The sequence below is a fragment of the Hyphomicrobiales bacterium genome, assembly GCA_039989895.1.
In the GTDB taxonomy this organism is placed as follows: Bacteria; Pseudomonadota; Alphaproteobacteria; order Rhizobiales; family JACESI01; genus JACESI01.
The window spans coordinates 1,008,370-1,026,085 of sequence record JBDXGY010000006.1; the positions used below are offsets into that span (position 1 = coordinate 1,008,370).

The 17,716-nt window shown below is 46.7% G+C and carries 15 protein-coding genes and 2 tRNA genes; 6 read left to right on the plus strand and 11 right to left on the minus strand.

Going from position 1 to position 17,716, the window contains the following annotated elements; genetic code table 11:
• Window positions 1-116: 116 nt before the first annotated feature.
• The 5 genes from ABJ081_11225 to ABJ081_11245 all read right to left on the minus strand — a co-directional run bounded on the left by ABJ081_11225 (window position 117) and on the right by ABJ081_11245 (window position 5,068).
• On the minus strand, window positions 117-893 hold the full coding sequence (locus ABJ081_11225; protein MEP6357242.1) for a hypothetical protein: 777 nt from the start codon (window positions 891-893) through the stop codon (window positions 117-119).
• Window positions 894-929: 36 nt separating this feature from the next.
• On the minus strand, window positions 930-2,303 hold the full coding sequence (gor, locus tag ABJ081_11230) for a glutathione-disulfide reductase (protein MEP6357243.1): 1,374 nt from the start codon (window positions 2,301-2,303) through the stop codon (window positions 930-932).
• A gap of 79 nt (window positions 2,304-2,382) precedes the next feature.
• Window positions 2,383-2,910 (minus strand): DUF2059 domain-containing protein, encoded by a 528-nt coding sequence (locus ABJ081_11235; GenBank protein MEP6357244.1) that lies wholly within the window; start codon window positions 2,908-2,910, stop codon window positions 2,383-2,385.
• A 13-nt stretch (window positions 2,911-2,923) separates the two neighbouring features.
• Window positions 2,924-3,613, minus strand: a complete 690-nt coding sequence (gene rpiA, locus ABJ081_11240) for a ribose-5-phosphate isomerase RpiA (protein ID MEP6357245.1) — start codon at window positions 3,611-3,613, stop codon at window positions 2,924-2,926.
• Between the two features lie 12 nt (window positions 3,614-3,625).
• Window positions 3,626-5,068 (minus strand): NAD-dependent succinate-semialdehyde dehydrogenase, encoded by a 1,443-nt coding sequence (locus ABJ081_11245; GenBank protein ID MEP6357246.1) that lies wholly within the window; start codon window positions 5,066-5,068, stop codon window positions 3,626-3,628.
• A 186-nt stretch (window positions 5,069-5,254) separates the two neighbouring features.
• Here ABJ081_11245 and gph point away from each other — a divergent pair, with 186 nt between their 5' ends.
• The 3 genes from gph (at window position 5,255) to ABJ081_11260 (ending at window position 8,442) form a co-directional block, all read left to right on the plus strand.
• Window positions 5,255-5,950 (plus strand): phosphoglycolate phosphatase, encoded by a 696-nt coding sequence (gene gph, locus ABJ081_11250; GenBank protein MEP6357247.1) that lies wholly within the window; start codon window positions 5,255-5,257, stop codon window positions 5,948-5,950.
• Between the two features lie 199 nt (window positions 5,951-6,149).
• Window positions 6,150-8,246: a DNA topoisomerase IV subunit B gene (parE, locus tag ABJ081_11255; GenBank protein ID MEP6357248.1), complete on the plus strand. Its 2,097-nt coding sequence runs from the start codon at window positions 6,150-6,152 to the stop codon at window positions 8,244-8,246.
• A 120-nt stretch (window positions 8,247-8,366) separates the two neighbouring features.
• Window positions 8,367-8,442, plus strand: a tRNA-Asn gene (locus ABJ081_11260).
• A gap of 97 nt (window positions 8,443-8,539) precedes the next feature.
• Here the strand turns inward: ABJ081_11260 and ABJ081_11265 are convergent.
• A complete protein-coding gene (locus ABJ081_11265) occupies window positions 8,540-9,868 on the minus strand; it encodes a hypothetical protein (GenBank protein MEP6357249.1) in 1,329 nt (442 codons plus the stop codon).
• Between the two features lie 29 nt (window positions 9,869-9,897).
• On the minus strand, window positions 9,898-10,980 hold the full coding sequence (locus ABJ081_11270) for a hypothetical protein (protein ID MEP6357250.1): 1,083 nt from the start codon (window positions 10,978-10,980) through the stop codon (window positions 9,898-9,900).
• 342 nt (window positions 10,981-11,322) lie between these two features.
• Here ABJ081_11270 and ABJ081_11275 point away from each other — a divergent pair, with 342 nt between their 5' ends.
• Entirely contained in the window at window positions 11,323-12,531 is a 1,209-nt protein-coding gene (locus ABJ081_11275; protein ID MEP6357251.1) for a cyclopropane-fatty-acyl-phospholipid synthase family protein, read from the plus strand.
• Between the two features lie 72 nt (window positions 12,532-12,603).
• Here ABJ081_11275 and ABJ081_11280 read toward each other — a convergent pair whose 3' ends face one another.
• Window positions 12,604-13,374 (minus strand): glucose 1-dehydrogenase, encoded by a 771-nt coding sequence (locus ABJ081_11280; GenBank protein ID MEP6357252.1) that lies wholly within the window; start codon window positions 13,372-13,374, stop codon window positions 12,604-12,606.
• Window positions 13,375-13,590: 216 nt separating this feature from the next.
• Between ABJ081_11280 and ABJ081_11285 the strand changes: the two genes are divergently transcribed.
• Window positions 13,591-14,166 carry a TetR/AcrR family transcriptional regulator gene (locus tag ABJ081_11285; GenBank protein ID MEP6357253.1) on the plus strand — a complete coding sequence of 192 codons (576 nt, stop codon included), beginning with the start codon at window positions 13,591-13,593 and terminating at the stop codon, window positions 14,164-14,166.
• A gap of 143 nt (window positions 14,167-14,309) precedes the next feature.
• Here ABJ081_11285 and ABJ081_11290 read toward each other — a convergent pair.
• Both ABJ081_11290 and ABJ081_11295 read right to left on the minus strand, forming a co-directional pair.
• A tRNA-Leu gene (locus tag ABJ081_11290) sits at window positions 14,310-14,396 on the minus strand.
• Window positions 14,397-14,512: 116 nt separating this feature from the next.
• Window positions 14,513-14,854, minus strand: coding sequence for a FliM/FliN family flagellar motor switch protein (locus tag ABJ081_11295; protein MEP6357254.1), 342 nt, complete (start codon window positions 14,852-14,854; stop codon window positions 14,513-14,515).
• A gap of 94 nt (window positions 14,855-14,948) precedes the next feature.
• On the opposite strand from ABJ081_11295, the gene lipB reads away from it, so the two are divergent.
• Window positions 14,949-15,695 carry a lipoyl(octanoyl) transferase LipB gene (gene lipB / locus ABJ081_11300; GenBank protein ID MEP6357255.1) on the plus strand — a complete coding sequence of 249 codons (747 nt, stop codon included), beginning with the start codon at window positions 14,949-14,951 and terminating at the stop codon, window positions 15,693-15,695.
• Here lipB and ABJ081_11305 read toward each other — a convergent pair.
• Window positions 15,679-17,694, minus strand: coding sequence for an acetyl/propionyl/methylcrotonyl-CoA carboxylase subunit alpha (locus ABJ081_11305; protein ID MEP6357256.1), 2,016 nt, complete (start codon window positions 17,692-17,694; stop codon window positions 15,679-15,681). The two genes, lipB and ABJ081_11305, sit on opposite strands and share 17 nt — an antisense overlap.
• Window positions 17,695-17,716 lie beyond the last annotated feature (22 nt).

Genomic DNA, 17,716 nt, shown 5'->3' on the forward strand with positions numbered 1-17,716 from the left:
ATCAACTTTCATTCTCGTCGCGCCATATTAGTCATCTTTAACTACGGGTATACACCGAGATCGTTTGACTTTCCAAGCAACAATTAAATCATGGCATGCAAACAACATATACTAGCTTATCGAATATAGGATTCGTCTCTCAACGTGAGAAAACACTTAGTTCTCTTCAGGGGGTTTATATCTACTATAAATCTAGGTTTTTCAGGCTCGAGACACTTTATCTCCCCGCGTCTGGGCACTTGCGTATTCACCGCACTTAAATCGAAAGATGGCCCGTTTGAAGCCAATGCCTGCAAAAGCGCATCGGGTTCCCATTTTAAATCTGCGCCCAAAGGCACATTGTAAGAGCCCACATAATTGATTTTGCCAGCTTGTATATCGAAATAAGGCGTGGTCCCATCAAGCGGCCTAAGCGTGTTTTGGAAACCAACAAGCCCGTGAAAATAGCGTCCGGGCGCCACGGAAAACAACTGAAACACTCTCGCCTCAACGCTATTATCTTGAATTTTCAAGCGCTTGCCTTGCGATATACGACCTGATGATCCTGGCGGATTAAAGCCCATTATTTCGCCCGAGCGTTTAGGGCGTGATGTGCCATCATTCAGTTCATCCGTATAAACACAAACCCCATTTTGCTCGGCCACTGTGGGTGCCGTATAAATGAGAAAAGGCTCAGCAGCACAATATGATGGAACAAGAGTAATCTTTGCTTTTCGGATCTCATAGGCAACCCACGTTGTTCCCGGCTGAAGCGCTGCGAGAGCCGAGCCACTTGTCGTGCTATCAGTTGGGGCAACCGCCAATTCTGGCTTTCCCTCACCTGCCAAAGGACCACAACCAACCAGCAAAACCGCGCTTACAACAGCGGCCATTGATTTCAACATTAAACTCATAACAGCCTCTCAATAGGTACCAATAACCACTATAGCCTATTTTCTAATTTTTTCAGAGACAGTCCGCATAGTCACCAATTCTTCGGAAGCCGTTGGATGAACTGCGACTGTCTGGTCAAAATCAGCTTTGGTCGCGCCCATTTTCATGGCTACCCCTACGAGCTGAGACATTTCGCCTGATTCCGGCCCAATAATATGACATCCAACCACGCGGTCAGTTTTTGCATCCACAAGAATCTTCAACAGCATTTTCTCATCACGCCCTGGCAAAATATTCTTCATAGGGCGGAACGACGAGCGATAAACATCAATGTCACCATAAAGCTCAACCGCCTCTTCTTCGCCAAGCCCCACAGTACCAATTTCAGGTTGCGAGAAAACGGCCGTAGCAATGCATGAATGATCAACAATCACTTCCTTGCCTCCATAGACCGTATCAGCGAAGGCATGGCCCTCGCGAATAGCAACAGGGGTCAGGTTAACGCGATCAGTAACATCGCCTACAGCATAGATGTTCTCAACATTAGTTTGAGACAATTCATCAACCTCAATCGCCCCTTTTTTGTTCAGCTTCACACCAGCATTTTCAAGCCCAAGCCCTTGAATGGCTGGCTTGCGCCCTATCGCAAACATAACTTCGTCAACGGTTATCTCTTTGCCTTGTTTGGTATGCACATGCAGCCCATCAGCCGCTTTGTCGACCTTTGTAAAGACATCATTGAGATGAATCTTGATGCCCTTTTTTGTCATTTCATCAAACAGGAATTGACGCACTTCATTATCGAACCCGCGTAAAATTTGATCACCGCGATACATCAGGTGTGTCTCAGCACCCAGCCCATTAAAAATACACGCAAATTCAACCGCAATATAACCACCACCAGTAACAATCACGCGCTTTGGAAATTCTTCCAGATGGAACGCTTCATTTGAGGTGATCGTATGCTCAACGCCCGGCATTTCATCATCAACATGAGGCGTGCCGCCTGTGGCAATCAAAATCCGTTCAGCGGTAACGGTTTTATCAAGTCCTACCAATTTGATTGTATGTTTATCTACCAACTCAGCGCGAGATTGAAATATCTCAACACCAGAACTTTTAATATTTTTGATATAGATACTATTCAACCGATCAATCTCGGCGTCTTTATTGGCAATCAATTTAGACCACTCAAAGGTGCTTTCTGGTTTCGACCAGCCATAGCCTTCCGCATCCTCAAAATATTCAGGAAAATGTGAGGCATAGACAAGCAACTTCTTCGGAACACACCCCCTAATGACACATGTTCCGCCGACACGATATTCTTCCGCAATAGCAACATTTGCACCATAACTCGCAGCAATGCGCGATGCACGAACACCCCCAGAACCCGCTCCAATAACAAACAGATCGTAATCGTATTGCGTCATTATATATCCTTTATCGAACAATCATTTCTGGAAGGGTTTAAGCATAAGTCATTGCTATATAACTATTATCGTTTGAATATCAAAGCTTATGTCCAGATGCTTTTAGTTTTAATTGAACCTCAGCAATCAAATGGCCTCCTATTTCAGCCCCCCATTTGCGTGCTTCATCCAACCCTGAGGCAATCAATTCTGTATTTTTCTTGGCCAATTTTGTGCCTGCTGGCGTTGCATAAAACGCCGATATCTCTCTTAATTCACTTTTAGAAAAACGTTTCGCCCAGCGACGTGAAATTGCAAGATCCAATTCTCCTTGTCGCTTAGCAAGTTTGATAGCTGTCTCATCAACAGCCCGATGAATATCATTTTTCAAGTCTGGGTATTTTTCACTAAGTTCTGCTTTTGCTCGGCGCGCTAAATTGGGTACTATTTCATTATATGCACGGCTTGAACGCGTGATGAAAACCGCTTCATAAGCCAAATTCAAATGCTCCTGCGTGATTTCATCTGTTTCGATTGGCTGAGACCCCTGCGCGCGCACTTGATCTGCGCCCCCCACGATTGCCATCAAAACCAGCAGTCCTCCGTAAAAGATGGTTTTCAGATCCAATGATCATCCCCTCCTAAGGGTAGAGTGTAGAGACGCCCTCGCTACTTGCAACAACAGCAGCTGTTGCAATGCCTAAGAAAAATCCATGCTCAACGAGACCTGGCACATTAGCAAACCGAGCAACAAGCGAGGTTGGATTCTCAATCAACCCAAAAGAAGCATCCAGCACATAATTTGCATTGTCCGTGACGAAAGGATCGCCATCGTTCATGCGCAAAGACAAAGAGCCTGACAGCCCCTCAGCGGCAAAGGCATCTTCTAGAGCTATTTTGGTTGCCTCAAAGCCAAATTGCAAAACTTCTAGCGGTAGCGGAAAAATGCCAAGCGCATCAACAACCTTAGAGCTATCAGCAATGACCAGCATTTGCTTAGATGACTGCGCGACAACCTTCTCGCGCAAATGCGCCCCACCGCCGCCTTTGATAAGCGACAATCCAGGACCAATCTCATCGGCACCATCAATCGTCAAATCAAGCTCTGGCAACTCATCAAGAGTTGCAAGCTTGATGCCTCTCGTGGTTGCAAGCGCATGGGTGGCCTTTGAGGTTGGCACACAGGTAATATCCAAGCCTTGCTCTACTGCATCACCAATCAAATGCACCAACTCGTTTGCAGTAGAACCCGTACCCAGCCCTAGCTTCATACCGGGTTTAATCCATTCCATAGCAGCCTCAGCGGCTGCTTTTTTCAAATTAATAGCCATCAATTCTTACCGCTAAATACCTGACATCAGCATATATTTCATTTCCAAAAATTCTTCGACACCATGATGCGAGCCTTCACGGCCGATGCCAGATTCTTTCACGCCACCAAAGGGAGTTTCAGATGATGCTAGAATACCAACATTAATGCCAACCATGCCATATTCCAACTCTTCAGCAACACGCCACACGCGCCCGATATCGCGGGAATAGAAATAAGCCGCCAAGCCAGCCGGTACGTCATTGGCCAGCTTCACGACGTCATCTTCATCCTTAAAGCGGTAAAGAGGTGCAAGCGGGCCAAATGTTTCTTCGCGGCTCACTTTCATATCCAATGTTGCACCGGTCACAACCGTTGGTTCAAAGAAAGTACCACCCAGTTCATGGCGTTTGCCACCAATCAGCACTTTTCCACCATGAGCAACAGCATCTTTCACATGATCTTCAACTTTTTCAACAGCCGCCATATTAATCAGCGGGCCTTGCGTGGTGCCCTCCTCTATGCCCGGGCCGACCTTCAATTTTGATACAGCCTCAACGAATTTGGCAGAGAAAGCATCAAAGACACCGTCTTGCACATAGATACGGTTTGCACAGACACAGGTTTGCCCACTGTTGCGATATTTGGACATCATCAGCCCCTCAACGGCAGCATCAAGGTCAGCATCATCAAAGACGATAAAGGGTGCGTTTCCACCCAACTCCATACCAACCCGCTTCACCGTATCAGCAGATTGTTTCATCAAAAGCTTGCCCACAGCCGTAGAACCCGTAAAGCCCATAAAACGAACAGTCGGATTGCTGCACATTTCCTGCCCAATTGCAGGTGCATCACCAGTGATAATATTGAGAACCCCAGCAGGAATGCCTGCCCGTTCGGCAAGCACTGCAAGCGCAAAAGCGCTGAACGGCGTGTCAGGTGCCGGTTTAATGACAGCCGTGCAGCCCACAGCCAAAGCCGGCGAAACTTTTCGAGTGATCATGGCTGAGGGGAAATTCCACGGCGTGATAGCAGCCGTGACACCAATCGGCTGCTTGACAACAACCACGCGACTGTCAGCACGAAATGTTGGTATTGTCTCGCCATAAACACGACGTGCTTCATCGGCATAAAACTCAACGAAACCCGCGCCATAAAGCACTTCACCCTTGGCTTCCACCAGCGACTTACCTTGTTCCAGAGTCATAATCATCGCCAGATCATCAGCGTTTTCAACGATTAAATCATGCCACTTACGAAGAATGGCTGTCCGCTCCTTTGCAAGCATTTTTGCCCAAGGTTTAAAAGCGGCATCAGCTTGCTCAATCGCAAAACGGGTCTCCGCAGCCCCTAAATTGGGAACCCGACCAAGCACCTCGCCCGTTGCCGGGTTTGTTACTTCAGAAACACTATCACCCACCCAGATGCCGTTGACATAGCATTGCTCTTGAAAAAGACCCTGATCTTTAAGCTGCAAGTTGTTCTCCCTAATAAACTATCGCGCATAGCTCACTTTAATGCGCGTAATAATATCCCTAAGACTGTGCCTATCACGCCAATACACCCGCGCCAAGAAAAATGGGGCTGATTTTGTTGCCATCTTGCGATCTACGCGCGGATCAGATAGCGCAAGACAACTCATATCTTCCACGGAAAGCCTATCATGCCCAATCAACTCAAAGCCACATCAGGCTCCATCGTTGTCTTTGATCTTGATGGCACACTTGTCGATAGTGCGCCCGATCTCATTGGAACACTGAACAAAGTGATCGCAAAAGAAGGCTTGCCGCCTATCCCATACGATCAAGTTGGCCACCTTGTTGGTCAAGGTGCATTAAAAATGCTTGATAAAGCATATCTCTATTATGACAAAACTCTGGATGAGGCAGTACGCGGCCGGCTTCATAAAGACTTTCTGGATATTTATGTGGACCATCTGGCAGATGAGACCCGCCCCTTTGAGGGTGTGGTGGATGTGCTCGATACACTCAAGGCTCAAGGTTGGACATTGGCCGTGTGCACCAACAAATATGAAGGCATGTCGCGCAAGCTTCTCTCTCAGCTAAAACTTGATCATTATTTTGCAGCAATCTGCGGATCAGATACTTTCCCTGTTCGCAAACCTGACCCTGCTCATTTGTTCGGCACAATAGAGGCTGCAAAAGCGAACCGATCGAAGGCCATTATGATCGGGGACAGCGCCACAGACATCAACACCGCAAAAGCGGCTAACATCCCCTCAATCGGTGTTACATTCGGCTATAGCGATGTGACAATTGAAAGCCTGCAACCAGACAAAATTGTAACGCACTTTAATGAGATGATGGACGCCATCGAACGAATCTATCAAGGTTTTTGATAAGAACACGACCATTATGATGACAAATAAGCGCCATTATTAGTTCTACTTTTGTTCTTTTTTGTGGATAAGTCATGGAAAATCAAGGGCATAAACCAGAACAAAGAGTAGACGTGCAAAAGTTTTATGCCACCAGTGTATGGGTTCTTACGAGTCAGTTACTATTTCTTAGTACTTCTTCAGCAGGAAATTCATGAGTATTAACAACCCAGACGATCTTTTTTCCAACGTTACGCCGGCGGCCGAACTATCGACAGCGCCGCAAGCGCCTGCGGCATCTGAAATGACGCAAAAGCCATCATCGGCTCAGCCGAAAAAATCGCTTCCATCAGCCAAAAAAGCATCCCAATCTACGACACCGCAAGAAGCCGGTTACACGGCAGCAGATATCGAAGTTTTGGAAGGGCTGGAGCCCGTACGCCGGCGCCCGGGTATGTATATCGGCGGCACCGATGAAAAAGCCTTGCACCACCTCTTCGCTGAGGTCATTGACAACTCCATGGATGAAGCCGTGGCAGGTCACGCCACATGGATTGACGTCTGTCTTGAAGCTGATGGGTCGCTCGTTATCACTGACAATGGTCGTGGTATTCCCGTCGACCCCCATCCAAAATTCAAAGATAAATCTGCCCTAGAAGTCATTATGACGACGTTGCATGCAGGCGGAAAATTTGACTCAGATGTTTATGAAACATCCGGTGGCCTTCATGGTGTCGGCATATCCGTGGTCAACGCGCTTTCTGATCGCCTTGAGGTTGAGGTTGCACGCAACAAAACCCTCTATCGTCAATCGTTCTCACGCGGCATTGCACAAGGCGGCCTTGAAAACCTCGGCCCTGTTCACAATCGTCGCGGCACCCGTGTCAGTTTTCATCCAGATGCCCAGATATTTGGCCCCCGCCTAAAATTCTCTCCTGCCCGCCTGATGAAAATGGCCCGCTCAAAAGCCTATCTTTTTGGCGGCGTTGAAATTCGCTGGACCTGCTCTCCTGAACTTTTGAGTGAAAAAGATCAAACACCACCGAAAGCCACCTTTCATTTTCCCGGCGGCTTAAAAGATTTTCTCAATGAGCGTTTGGGTGCAGAGAAAAAAGTCGTTGATGAACTCTTTGCAGGGAAAACCGACCGCCCCGGTGGTCATGGCGCTGTTGAATGGGCCGTGGCATGGTTTGCGGGTGACGGCTATGTCAATTCTTATTGCAATACCATCCCCACTGCCGAGGGCGGCACACATGAAGCCGGCTTTCGCACCACGCTCTTACGCGGTTTAAAAAACTACGCAGAATTGACCGGCAACAAAAAAGGCGCGGTTATCACCAGTGACGACATCATGACGTCTTGTGCGGCCATGCTTTCCGTTTTTGTCCGCGAGCCAGAGTTTGTTGGCCAAACCAAAGATAAACTCGCCACGACAGAAGCCATTCGCATTGTTGAAAATGCGGTGCGCGACCAATTTGATCATTGGCTCACCGGCTCCCCAAACCAAGCCAACAAGCTCTTAGAATGGGTGATAGACCGCGCTGATGAGCGCCTTCGCCGCCGTCAAGAACGCGACATTAACCGCAAGAGCGCTGTGCGCAAACTACGCCTGCCCGGAAAACTCGCTGATTGCAGTCAAAATTCCGCTGCTGGGTCTGAAATTTTCATCGTCGAAGGAGACAGCGCGGGCGGATCAGCCAAACAAGGCCGTAACCGCAAAAATCAAGCCATTCTTCCCCTGCGCGGTAAAATTTTGAATGTGGCCAATGCTGGACGCGATAAGCTCGCCAGCAATCAACAGCTTGCTGATCTTATTCAAGCGCTTGGCTGCGGCACTGGCTCACGCTATCGCGACGAAGATTTGCGCTATGAGCGGGTTATCATCATGACAGATGCGGATGTGGACGGCGCGCATATCGCCGCCCTACTCATCACCTTCTTTTTCCGTGAACTGCCACAACTAGTCCGCGACGGGCACCTCTTCATGGCCGTTCCTCCACTTTATCGCATCTCTCAGGGCGGAAAAACACTTTATGCCCGTGATGACGCTCATAAAGATCAACTTCTGGAAGAAGAATTCAACGGGCGCGGCAAGATCGATATAGGGCGCTTCAAAGGTCTTGGTGAAATGCTGCCAAAGCAGTTGAAAGAAACCACCATGGACCCCACAAAGCGCACGCTCTTGCGAGTTGAAATCATCGATGAAGCCGATGGCATCACTGCTGACACAGTGACTCGCCTGATGGGCAACAAACCCGAAGCGCGTTTTCAATTCATTCAAGAAAATGCCGAGTTTGCTGATGGGCTTGATATATAAGTAAAAATGCCCAGAAAAACCTCATTTTTAAATTTCCCTAGGTTTTTTGGATTTTAGGCTTTGCAAGTGAGAAAAACCTTTGTTATAGGAGCGGTCTCACGTTCGCGTCGAGACGGCTAATCCCCGATAGCTCAGTTGGTAGAGCAAATGACTGTTAATCATTGGGTCGCAGGTTCGAGTCCTGCTCGGGGAGCCATTTTTTTCAAAATGAACACCACCTTGATAAGGCAAAATTAGAATAAGCCTTGCCCTCAAAGCCTAAACAATCCCGATACGATTAATTACTGTTTCGATTATTTTCCCAAAAACAGTGCTGCATGTCCCCATGCGGTTCCGGTTTCACCATGCGGCCAGGAAGGTCTCTCTAGCGACAGATATCCTTTGTATGTGGTGTCGTAGATCACACCATCTTTGACGCCATTAAAATCGTTATCAAAACCGAGCTCTCCATTTTCTTCATTAAAACGTAACATGAAGAACCCCTGCTCACCGCCCAACTCTGCACCAAGCACAAAACGATTGCTTTGCGGGTCTTTGGCTAGCCAATGAGGCTTAAAAAATCTTGGTGTCTTTAAACGATAAACTTCGCGCGGTTTATCAGGGTTTGAAATATCCAACACAACAACAGCCCTTGATGTTCCAACCGGCTGTATCCAATAGTTGCCAACACGTACCGGAATACCACAAGCGCCACGAATATGGCTTTTCCGCCATACACGCTTTGTGTCTAAAGCATAGACCATCGATAAATTTGGCTTGTCCGTCTCCACATCCGTTATGTGATAAAAAGCGCAACCGTAAGAGTTTAAGAATATAGATCCATCATCCAAAACGCGCGGGCCAAAACCAGCTCTTTGCGAGCCTTCCATCACTGTACCGTCTTCTAATTTTCCTACCGGCAAGTCCAGTGTATGCAGCAGTGAAAAATCTGAATAGCTATAAATCTGAACCACATCAGCCCATGAGCTTTCATGCATGGGGGCACTTGTGACCAAAAAACGATCCTTTTCCGGCAGCAAGGCAAAAGCATAGGGGCGAACGGCTTTTTTCATGTCTGGCACCCCAGCCGACACCGAACGAAGAAGATCACCATTTGTGTTGTATTCAGCGACACCCCCATGACCAGCAGGGATCAGCTCTTCTGTTGGATCAGGGCTTGGCCCCTCACTGCGTAAAAAACCCACCAATCGCGTACCTGATGGTGTGCGTGTATAATCATGCGGATAGCGAAAAGGGGCTGGCGGCTTAAATGTCATGTTAACGGACGCCGCCCCCTCGTCAGAAACATCAACAATGTAACTGACTTCAGGGTGATGACTATTCATGAAAATAGGTTCGCCTTTGGGCGGCGCCACATATTCCATGTGATGGGGCATCGAATTTTTGTGAGCAACAGGCTGCGATAAAACCGGCTCGCCAAAAGTTTTACTCTTGGGGTCAACATCGAAAGTGACCATAAAATCTGAATCTTGTTCATTGTCGTCACCAGCAAATATCAACAAATGCGGAGATGCTTCACCTTTCGCTTTAACATCAGCGGGTTCTTGCGAACATGCTGAAAGAAGAAGTGTCGCGATTACGGCACATGTAGAGCGTAAAGCGGCTTGCCTATTGTAAATCATCTTTCTTATTCTCTGCTTTTTCGGTGGCATTATTGCGCTATTTCCGTCTGGTTTTTATCATGAAGGCGTGCATTGAACACCTTGTTAGAAATGGCTTTAACTGGTGGTTTTTTTAAGTGAGTTAGAATCGCGTTCTGTCGCTCTAACGCCCCCTGTTTAAAGTCCGCTGTATTAGGTTCATCACTACGCTCAAGCAGTTCCAACCAATAGCTGTGCTGCGCACGGGTTATGTCAATAACGGCCTGAATACGCTCTTTGCCCGAGGGGTTAGCCTCCAATTTACGTTCTAAAACTTCCATTAAGATAAAACTATCCAGCTCAATAGTAAGCATAGCATAGCTATACCAGCCCTTGATATCAGGAGCATATCGACCCAAAACATCCAGATGGTCGCCTTGTTTTTCCAACTTCAATTTGGCGCCCTCCGGGTGGTTGCGGCCTTGAATTGCAAGCTCCAGAAATTCAACAATTTTACGGGCACTACCGGCACACACCATGCCAGTATCTGACTCAAAAAGGTTATGCTTGTCAGCATAATCATAAAGTTCTTGCGCTGAAATGGAATCGTTGTTTTTAATCGCTGGGTGAGCAGCACTCACCATTTCACGACAGATCACATAAATGCCAGTGACCATCTTATATTGGCTACCCAAATCATTCGGCATCCTATCAGTTATAGGGCGGTTTTCTGAACGATAGCGATACGCAATCAAGGCAAGAGAGGCACGAGCAATCACGTATAAATCCCATATATTTGGGTTTTCGGTTATTGGCTTGTTGATTTTCTCCATGTGGAAATCACGAATAGCAACTGTAATCGCCGATGCTTCGTAAAAATATTTCATGGTAGAGCGCAAGGACGACATATTAATCAACTTGCCGTCGCGCGAGCCACTAAATTTACAAGAATGGACGTCCGTCGGGATATCATGATTAAAAATCATAGGGCTCACATTGCCCTCACCCAGTTGTCGTTCATCCTCATCGAAAAGAGAGGAAACACCTGACCAAAGACCATATTTTAACTCCATCAGATCATGTTCCAATGGGTTTTTTAGAAGTGGCCTGATAAGTGCTTTAAGCGGTTTTGAAGATGATATCCATTGTTTCATGTGATGCACATTAATGCTTAGCTTAGTGATTAGCTTAATGGGTTACAGATATTTATAATAAGATACCAATCAAAATCTTGTAATCTACTACCAACCATCATTAAGCATTAACTTTCCCTTTCATTCCTTTTAGAATAGACCTACTTTTTCAGAAACCGCTTTGAGTTTATTATGCTGTGCAAAGCATAACCATTGCCTTTTTTCTCATAAGATAGCGATCTTGACATTGCCCGAAATCATGCGTGATATGATGGTTGAGCGATATATCCAATGTGTTCATTTTTTTTGCCGCACTCAGCCACCATCCTGAGCACCTTCTTTCATCCTTCGGAGTTATTATTTGTGAGATTTTTACCTACGCTGTTTAGAAAATCCATAATTAAAGGTCAATTGACGCTCATAAGCCCTGATGGTTCAAGCGAGATATTTGGCACGGAAGATGACAGCACACCCGTGGTCATTCGCATCAACGACAAATCCCTCGATTGGAAAATTCCCTTCAATCCAGAACTAAAAGCCGCAGAAGCCTATATGGACGGTACTTTAGAAATTCTGGAGGGTGATGTTTATGATTTTCTATTATTGTTTTATCGAAATCGGCGACAGTTTGATCGATCACCTGGCCAAGTATTTTGGGGCACCTTATCGCGAAAACTGAGGCGCCTGCAGCAGCATAACCCCGTCACTCAATCGCGCGCTCACGTCAAACATCACTATGATCTGAAAGACGAATTATTTGACTTGTTTCTGGATGAAGACAAGCAATATTCTTGTGCTTATTTCCCAACAGGGAAAGAAACATTAGAACAAGCCCAACGTGAAAAAAAGAACCATATAATCAACAAGCTCAACATCAAACCCGGTCAAACCGTCTTGGATATTGGGTGTGGTTGGGGCGGGATGGCGATAGAAATTGCCAAGCGTTATGACGTCAACGTCAAAGGTATCACCTTGTCAGAAAACCAAGCGCGAATTGCGCGGCAAAACGCCAGCGACGCTGGTCTTTCCTCACGCGTGTCTTTCGATATTTGTGATTATCGCCATATAACGGAAAAATTCGACCGCGTTGTCTCCGTTGGCATGCTTGAGCATGTGGGCGCCTATCACCTGAAAGAATATTTCAGAACAGTGCGCAATCTCTTGGGACCCGACGGGGTGGCCTTGATCCATTCAATCAGCACAAAATCTCCGCCCGGCATTACCGGTCCCTTCATTCGAAAATACATATTTCCCAATGGCTATAGTCCAGCCATGTCAGAAATTGTAAACGCCGTGGAGCTTTCTGGCTTGTGGGTCTTGGATGTCGAAGTACTGCGTCATCACTATGGGCACACCCTGCACGAATGGCGCAACAGATTTGCGGCACGCCGTGAAGAAGCTGTCGCAATGTACGACGAGAGATTTGCCCGCATGTGGGAGTTTTATCTGGCTGCCTGTGAAGGTGTCTTTATGCATGGCTCAGCCAATGTCGTGCAAATTCAACTTGGTCGCGAAGCCGACGGTGTGCCACTAACCCGCGATTATTTATATAAAAGACCCACAAAAAAATAGACTGATCAGGATTCCCCGATCAGCCTTGTAATACCTCTAAAGGCAACACTATTTATGTGCGATTCTCAAAGACTAGTTACGCCCAGCCATAATGCCGCCGTCTACGGGTAGTATCGTTCCTGTGATCCACCCTGCATCTTCAGATGCAAAGAATAGCAACGCGTTAACAACATCGCTTGGCGTGCCCATACGGCCAAGAGGGTGAATTGCATGGAAAGTTGGCAATGCAGCTTCAATTTCAGCATCTGACATGAATGTTGAATACACAGGCGTTACAACAGCACCAAGCGCAACCGAATTGACACGAATATTGTCATTAGCCAACTCTAGCGCCAGATTTTTCGTCAACTGGTGAACACCACCATTTGCAGCAGAATAAGCAGCAGATGGCGTCACGCCCATCGCTTGCAAGCCCCACATTGACCCTGTTTGTACAATAGCGCCGCCACCTCTTTTTTTCATCGCTTTAGCTGCTGCTTGGGCCGCAAAGAATTTACCTTTGAGGATGGTATCAACAAAGTTGTCATACTCTTCTTCAGTTGCGTCTACGAAAGGCTTAGGTGTGAAGATACCCGCATTGTTGAACAGAACATCGACCCCCCCAAAGCGTTCAGTAGCTGTATCAACGAGGCCTTGTCCTGTCGCTGCTATACCAATATTACCCGCAAATGTTGCAACTGACGCTCCACTCGGGTCAATCTCATTCGCAACAGCATCAAGTTTAGACTGTGTACGTCCGTTAATTACAACTTTGCCGCCTTGCGCAACAAATTGTCTTGCTGCCTCTGCTCCAATACCAGATCCACCACCCGTGATGATTGCTACTTTGTTTTCAAATCTCATTTTATTATCCTTTCGTGCTTCATTAGAATTGTTGACCACAGCGCTTTTGCTTGCGTGATCAGCCTTTTTATTTCTTTTCCAAAAAACCATCATTGGCTCCCTTATCTATCTACCACTAGATAGACGCCTTAAATACTATTGATATCCACGTGTCAATAGACTATCACTAGATAGATAGATGTTTAGGTGAATTATTTAAAAAAGAGATTCAGTGCCATGGCCAGTACATTAAATACACGTGATCAAATATTGGATTGCGCACAAAGGCTCATACAAATACGAGGCTATAATGGCTTCAGTTTCCGCGACATTGCGAACAAAGTTGGAGTTAAGAGCTCCAGTATTCATTATCATTATCCCGACAAAACCGGCCTCGCCGTTGCCGTCGCGACGCAATATAGGTCAGACTTTGTAGACCTCACAGATAAGTTGGTCACAAGTCTCAAAACAGCCCCTGCTATATTAGCCGCATATGCTGGACTGTTTAAAACAACGCTAGAACAAGAAAACAAACTCTGTTTATGCGGCATGCTTGCCTGCGAAATTAACAGTGTCGAACCAGAGCTTCATTCTGCCATAAGTGCATTCTTCAGCGATCAGCATGATGTCTTAACGGCTATCATCTTAAAGGGTCAATCTGAGGGTGAAATTCATACGAGTCTTGATGCGACAGACTTTGCCAAGACTTATCTTGCAACCCTTGAGGGCGCCATGATGCTTGCCCGCATCAACAAAAGACCCTCCGATATTCAAATCGCGGCCGATCAGATGATCGCATTGATCCGCAAATAAGGTTTTAAGGACAACCATTTATCGCAAGATCAAAGTACCAAGCCACTTCACCCGCGAGCAAAGAGCTAGCCGGACAAAGTCCGCCCCAGCAGCGGCATTTACGAAGTAAATTATCGTGAAATTAAAATTATAAGATCAAAAAATGGTGCGGCCGAGAAGACTCGAACTTCCACGGGTTTTACCCCACAGCGACCTCAACGCTGCGCGTCTACCAATTCCGCCACGGCCGCAACCAAAACCTCATCCATTAGATGAGAGCGCTGGCTTAGCAAATGCATTTCATAACGACAAGCCGCTTTCTGCGCATTCATAACATTATTCGCAAATCTATTGAAAATATATTGTTTTAAGCAATTTTCTTGAAAGGATCAGAAGGCACACGGTGCTCTGGACCGCGTAATTTTGTATCAGTCACAACGACCTCGATACGCTCGCCGTTCAAGCGCAGCTGACCACAGGCAACCTCTTGATCCCCAGCATATATACTAATGTCGTCGTCTTCATCCCGGTTCAAAGAGATGACTGCACCACGTCCCAATCTCAACAATTCATGAATTGGCATTGAAGTCTCACCCAGAACAACATCGAGTGTAAGACCAATTTCCTTAATTGGAGTTATTTTGTCTAAATCAGCATTATCTTCATCAGTATCAACATCAACTGTGTCAAAATCTAACTCATCAACCACTAAACAATCCCTTTACATTCACATCCGTGTACTCTTTATAAGTTTCAAGAATACACCACTACTAGATACAACATTGCCTGTTTATGGTTACTCAATTGTGAATCCCAGAGCTGCTTCGACAATAAAAAACGTATATTTTCCTCAGCAGAGCGATATGCCGCCTGTTGAATGGTCCATTTTTGATGGTTTAGCGTCCTATGAAGCAACCGTGGTGGCAATGGAAAAGCGTGCAGCAGATATTGCCGCTGGCAGTGCGCCTGAGTGTGTTTGGCTTTTAGAACACCCGCCCCTTTACACCGCTGGCACCAGCGCCAATCAGGCTGATCTGGTCGATCAAGATAGCTTTCCAGTTTTTAAAACAGGTCGCGGTGGTCAATATACCTATCACGGACCAGGACAAAGGGTTGCCTATGTTTTGTTGAATTTACAAAAAAGGCAGCCAGACGTTCGTCTTTATGTCTCAGCTTTGGAACAATGGCTTATCAACACGCTGGAGCAATTTAACATTACGGGTGAACGACGTGAGGAGCGCGTAGGCGTGTGGGTTCAACGGCCAGAAAAACCACGCACGGCCAATGGGTCCGTGGCCGAAGACAAAATCGCAGCCCTTGGCATCCGACTACGTAAGTGGGTGAGTTTTCATGGTGTAAGCATCAATGTAGCACCTGACCTCAAACACTTTGAGGGCATCATCGCCTGCGGCATTGAAGATCATGGCATTACAAGTTTTGAAGATCTTGGACTTCTTGTGTCTCAGCCAGAGGTGGATATAGCGCTAAGGGCTTCATTTGAAGAAATATTTGGTCCAACGATCGATGCCACTCCTATTCAAACTCCATAATCACCGCATCAACAGCAAGGCTTTCGCCAACTTCTGCTTTAATCGAACTAACAGTGACATCTTGTTCTGCTCGCAAAACATTTTCCATTTTCATGGCTTCAACGCTTGCTAGCACCTCACCTGCTTGGACCTTTTGCCCTTCTTGCACAGCAATGGAAACAACAAGTCCAGGCATAGGGCATAAAAGCATTTTAGAAGTATCTGGTGGTAACTTGACCGGCATATGAGCCATCATAGCAGCCTCGTTAGGACGCATGAGGCGTACCGATTTCATAACGCCTTGATGACTGAGATGAAAAGCCGAACCTTCACGCCGCACCTGAAGATGACTCAAGCGCCCATCAACTTGCAATGATAAAACTTTTTCACCCGGCACCCAGTTCGTCACAATGGTCGAAATTTCATCTTCACCAGATAACTGAGCTTCAATGAAAAAATCCTCTTCAAACTCAAGGCTTTCCAATACAATTGGATGCCCCTCACGCTCTAACATAGCAACCCAATTTGGAGATAAAGAGCCATGATGCTCCCGCAAACGGCTTTTGAAAGCATCGCGGCGCGTGCGTTCAATCAGACCGATTGCCAGTGTGGCAGCGATAAAAGTCTCCGTTGTCACGTCATCAACCGCAACACCGCTGAAGCCATCGGGAAATTCTTCAGCAATGAAGGCCGTTGAAATATCACCACTCATCCATCGCGGATGTGCCATCAAGGCTGAGAGGAACGGCACATTGTGCTGAATACCCTCCACAACGAATTGATCAAGCGCGGCACTCATAGCAAGCGTTGCTTCATTTCGTGTTTCGGCATGGGTGCAAAGTTTCGCGATCATCGGATCATAAAACATCGAAATCTCAGACCCCTCCGTGACACCAGTATCATTGCGAATGACAATCCCATCCTCCTCACCCTCTTCTGGTGGCTGATAAGCGCTCAGGCGCCCGATAGAAGGAAGAAAGTTGCGGAAAGGGTCTTCGGCATAGATACGGCTTTCAATCGCCCAGCCTTTAAGCGTTACGTCCTCTTGCTTGATAGCCAGCGTTTCGCCATAGGCCACACGGATCATATGTTCGACCAAATCAACACCGGTGATCAATTCTGTGACTGGATGCTCCACCTGCAAGCGGGTATTCATTTCTAAAAAATAGAAATTACGATCTTGATCGACGATGAATTCAACGGTGCCCGCGCTTTCATAATCAACGGCTTTTGCAAGGGAGACCGATTGTTCGCCCATAGCCTTGCGGGTTTCTTCATTCAAAAAAGCTGAGGGCGCTTCTTCAATGACCTTTTGGTTACGGCGCTGAATGGAACATTCACGCTCACCCAGATAAATCACATTGCCGTGCTTATCGCCCAGCACTTGAATTTCAATATGGCGCGGCTGTTCGATATATTTCTCAATGAAAACACGATCATCAGCAAAGGATGATTTAGCTTCTGATTTGGCAAGTTGAAATCCTTCACTCACCTCACCAGCAGAACGCGCAATGCGCATGCCTTTTCCGCCCCCGCCAGCAGACGCCTTTATCATCACTGGAAAACCAATCTCTTTGGCTATTTTCAGTGCTTCATCCGCATCACCAATTTCACCAAGATACCCCGGCACGGTGCTGACCTTAGCTTGATTGGCAAATTTCTTGGATTCAATCTTGTCACCCATCACCTCGATGGCTTTGACGTTGGGGCCAATGAATGCAATTTTTTCAGCAGCCAGCGCCTTTGCAAAGAGCGGGTTTTCCGACAAAAACCCATACCCCGGATGAACAGCCTCTGCACCCGTTTGTTTGCAAGCATCAATGATTTTTTCAATCACAAGATAGGATTCAGCGGCTACAGATGGGCCAATTAAAACCGCCTCGTCAGCCATTAAAACATGTGGCGCCCGCGCATCAGCTTCAGAATAAACCGCCACAGTTTTAATGCCCATTGCCGTTGCCGTTTTGATAACACGACAGGCAATTTCACCTCTGTTTGCAATCAGTATTTTGCTAAACATTACAATCCCTTCCAAAGAAGAC

What these genes read in the sequence shown, in the direction of transcription:
- rpiA (MEP6357245.1), bottom strand. Translation starts at nt 3,613, where the DNA reads ATGGCTATTAATTTGAAAAAAGCAGCCGCTGAGGCTGCTATGGAATGG.
- ABJ081_11225 (MEP6357242.1), bottom strand. Translation starts at nt 893, where the DNA reads ATGAGTTTAATGTTGAAATCAATGGCCGCTGTTGTAAGCGCGGTTTTG.
- gor (MEP6357243.1), bottom strand. Translation starts at nt 2,303, where the DNA reads ATGACGCAATACGATTACGATCTGTTTGTTATTGGAGCGGGTTCTGGG.
- ABJ081_11280 (MEP6357252.1), bottom strand. Translation starts at nt 13,374, where the DNA reads ATGAGATTTGAAAACAAAGTAGCAATCATCACGGGTGGTGGATCTGGT.
- gph (MEP6357247.1), top strand. Translation starts at nt 5,255, where the DNA reads ATGCCCAATCAACTCAAAGCCACATCAGGCTCCATCGTTGTCTTTGAT.
- ABJ081_11270 (MEP6357250.1), bottom strand. Translation starts at nt 10,980, where the DNA reads ATGAAACAATGGATATCATCTTCAAAACCGCTTAAAGCACTTATCAGG.
- ABJ081_11285 (MEP6357253.1), top strand. Translation starts at nt 13,591, where the DNA reads ATGGCCAGTACATTAAATACACGTGATCAAATATTGGATTGCGCACAA.
- ABJ081_11305 (MEP6357256.1), bottom strand. Translation starts at nt 17,694, where the DNA reads ATGTTTAGCAAAATACTGATTGCAAACAGAGGTGAAATTGCCTGTCGT.
- ABJ081_11265 (MEP6357249.1), bottom strand. Translation starts at nt 9,868, where the DNA reads ATGATTTACAATAGGCAAGCCGCTTTACGCTCTACATGTGCCGTAATC.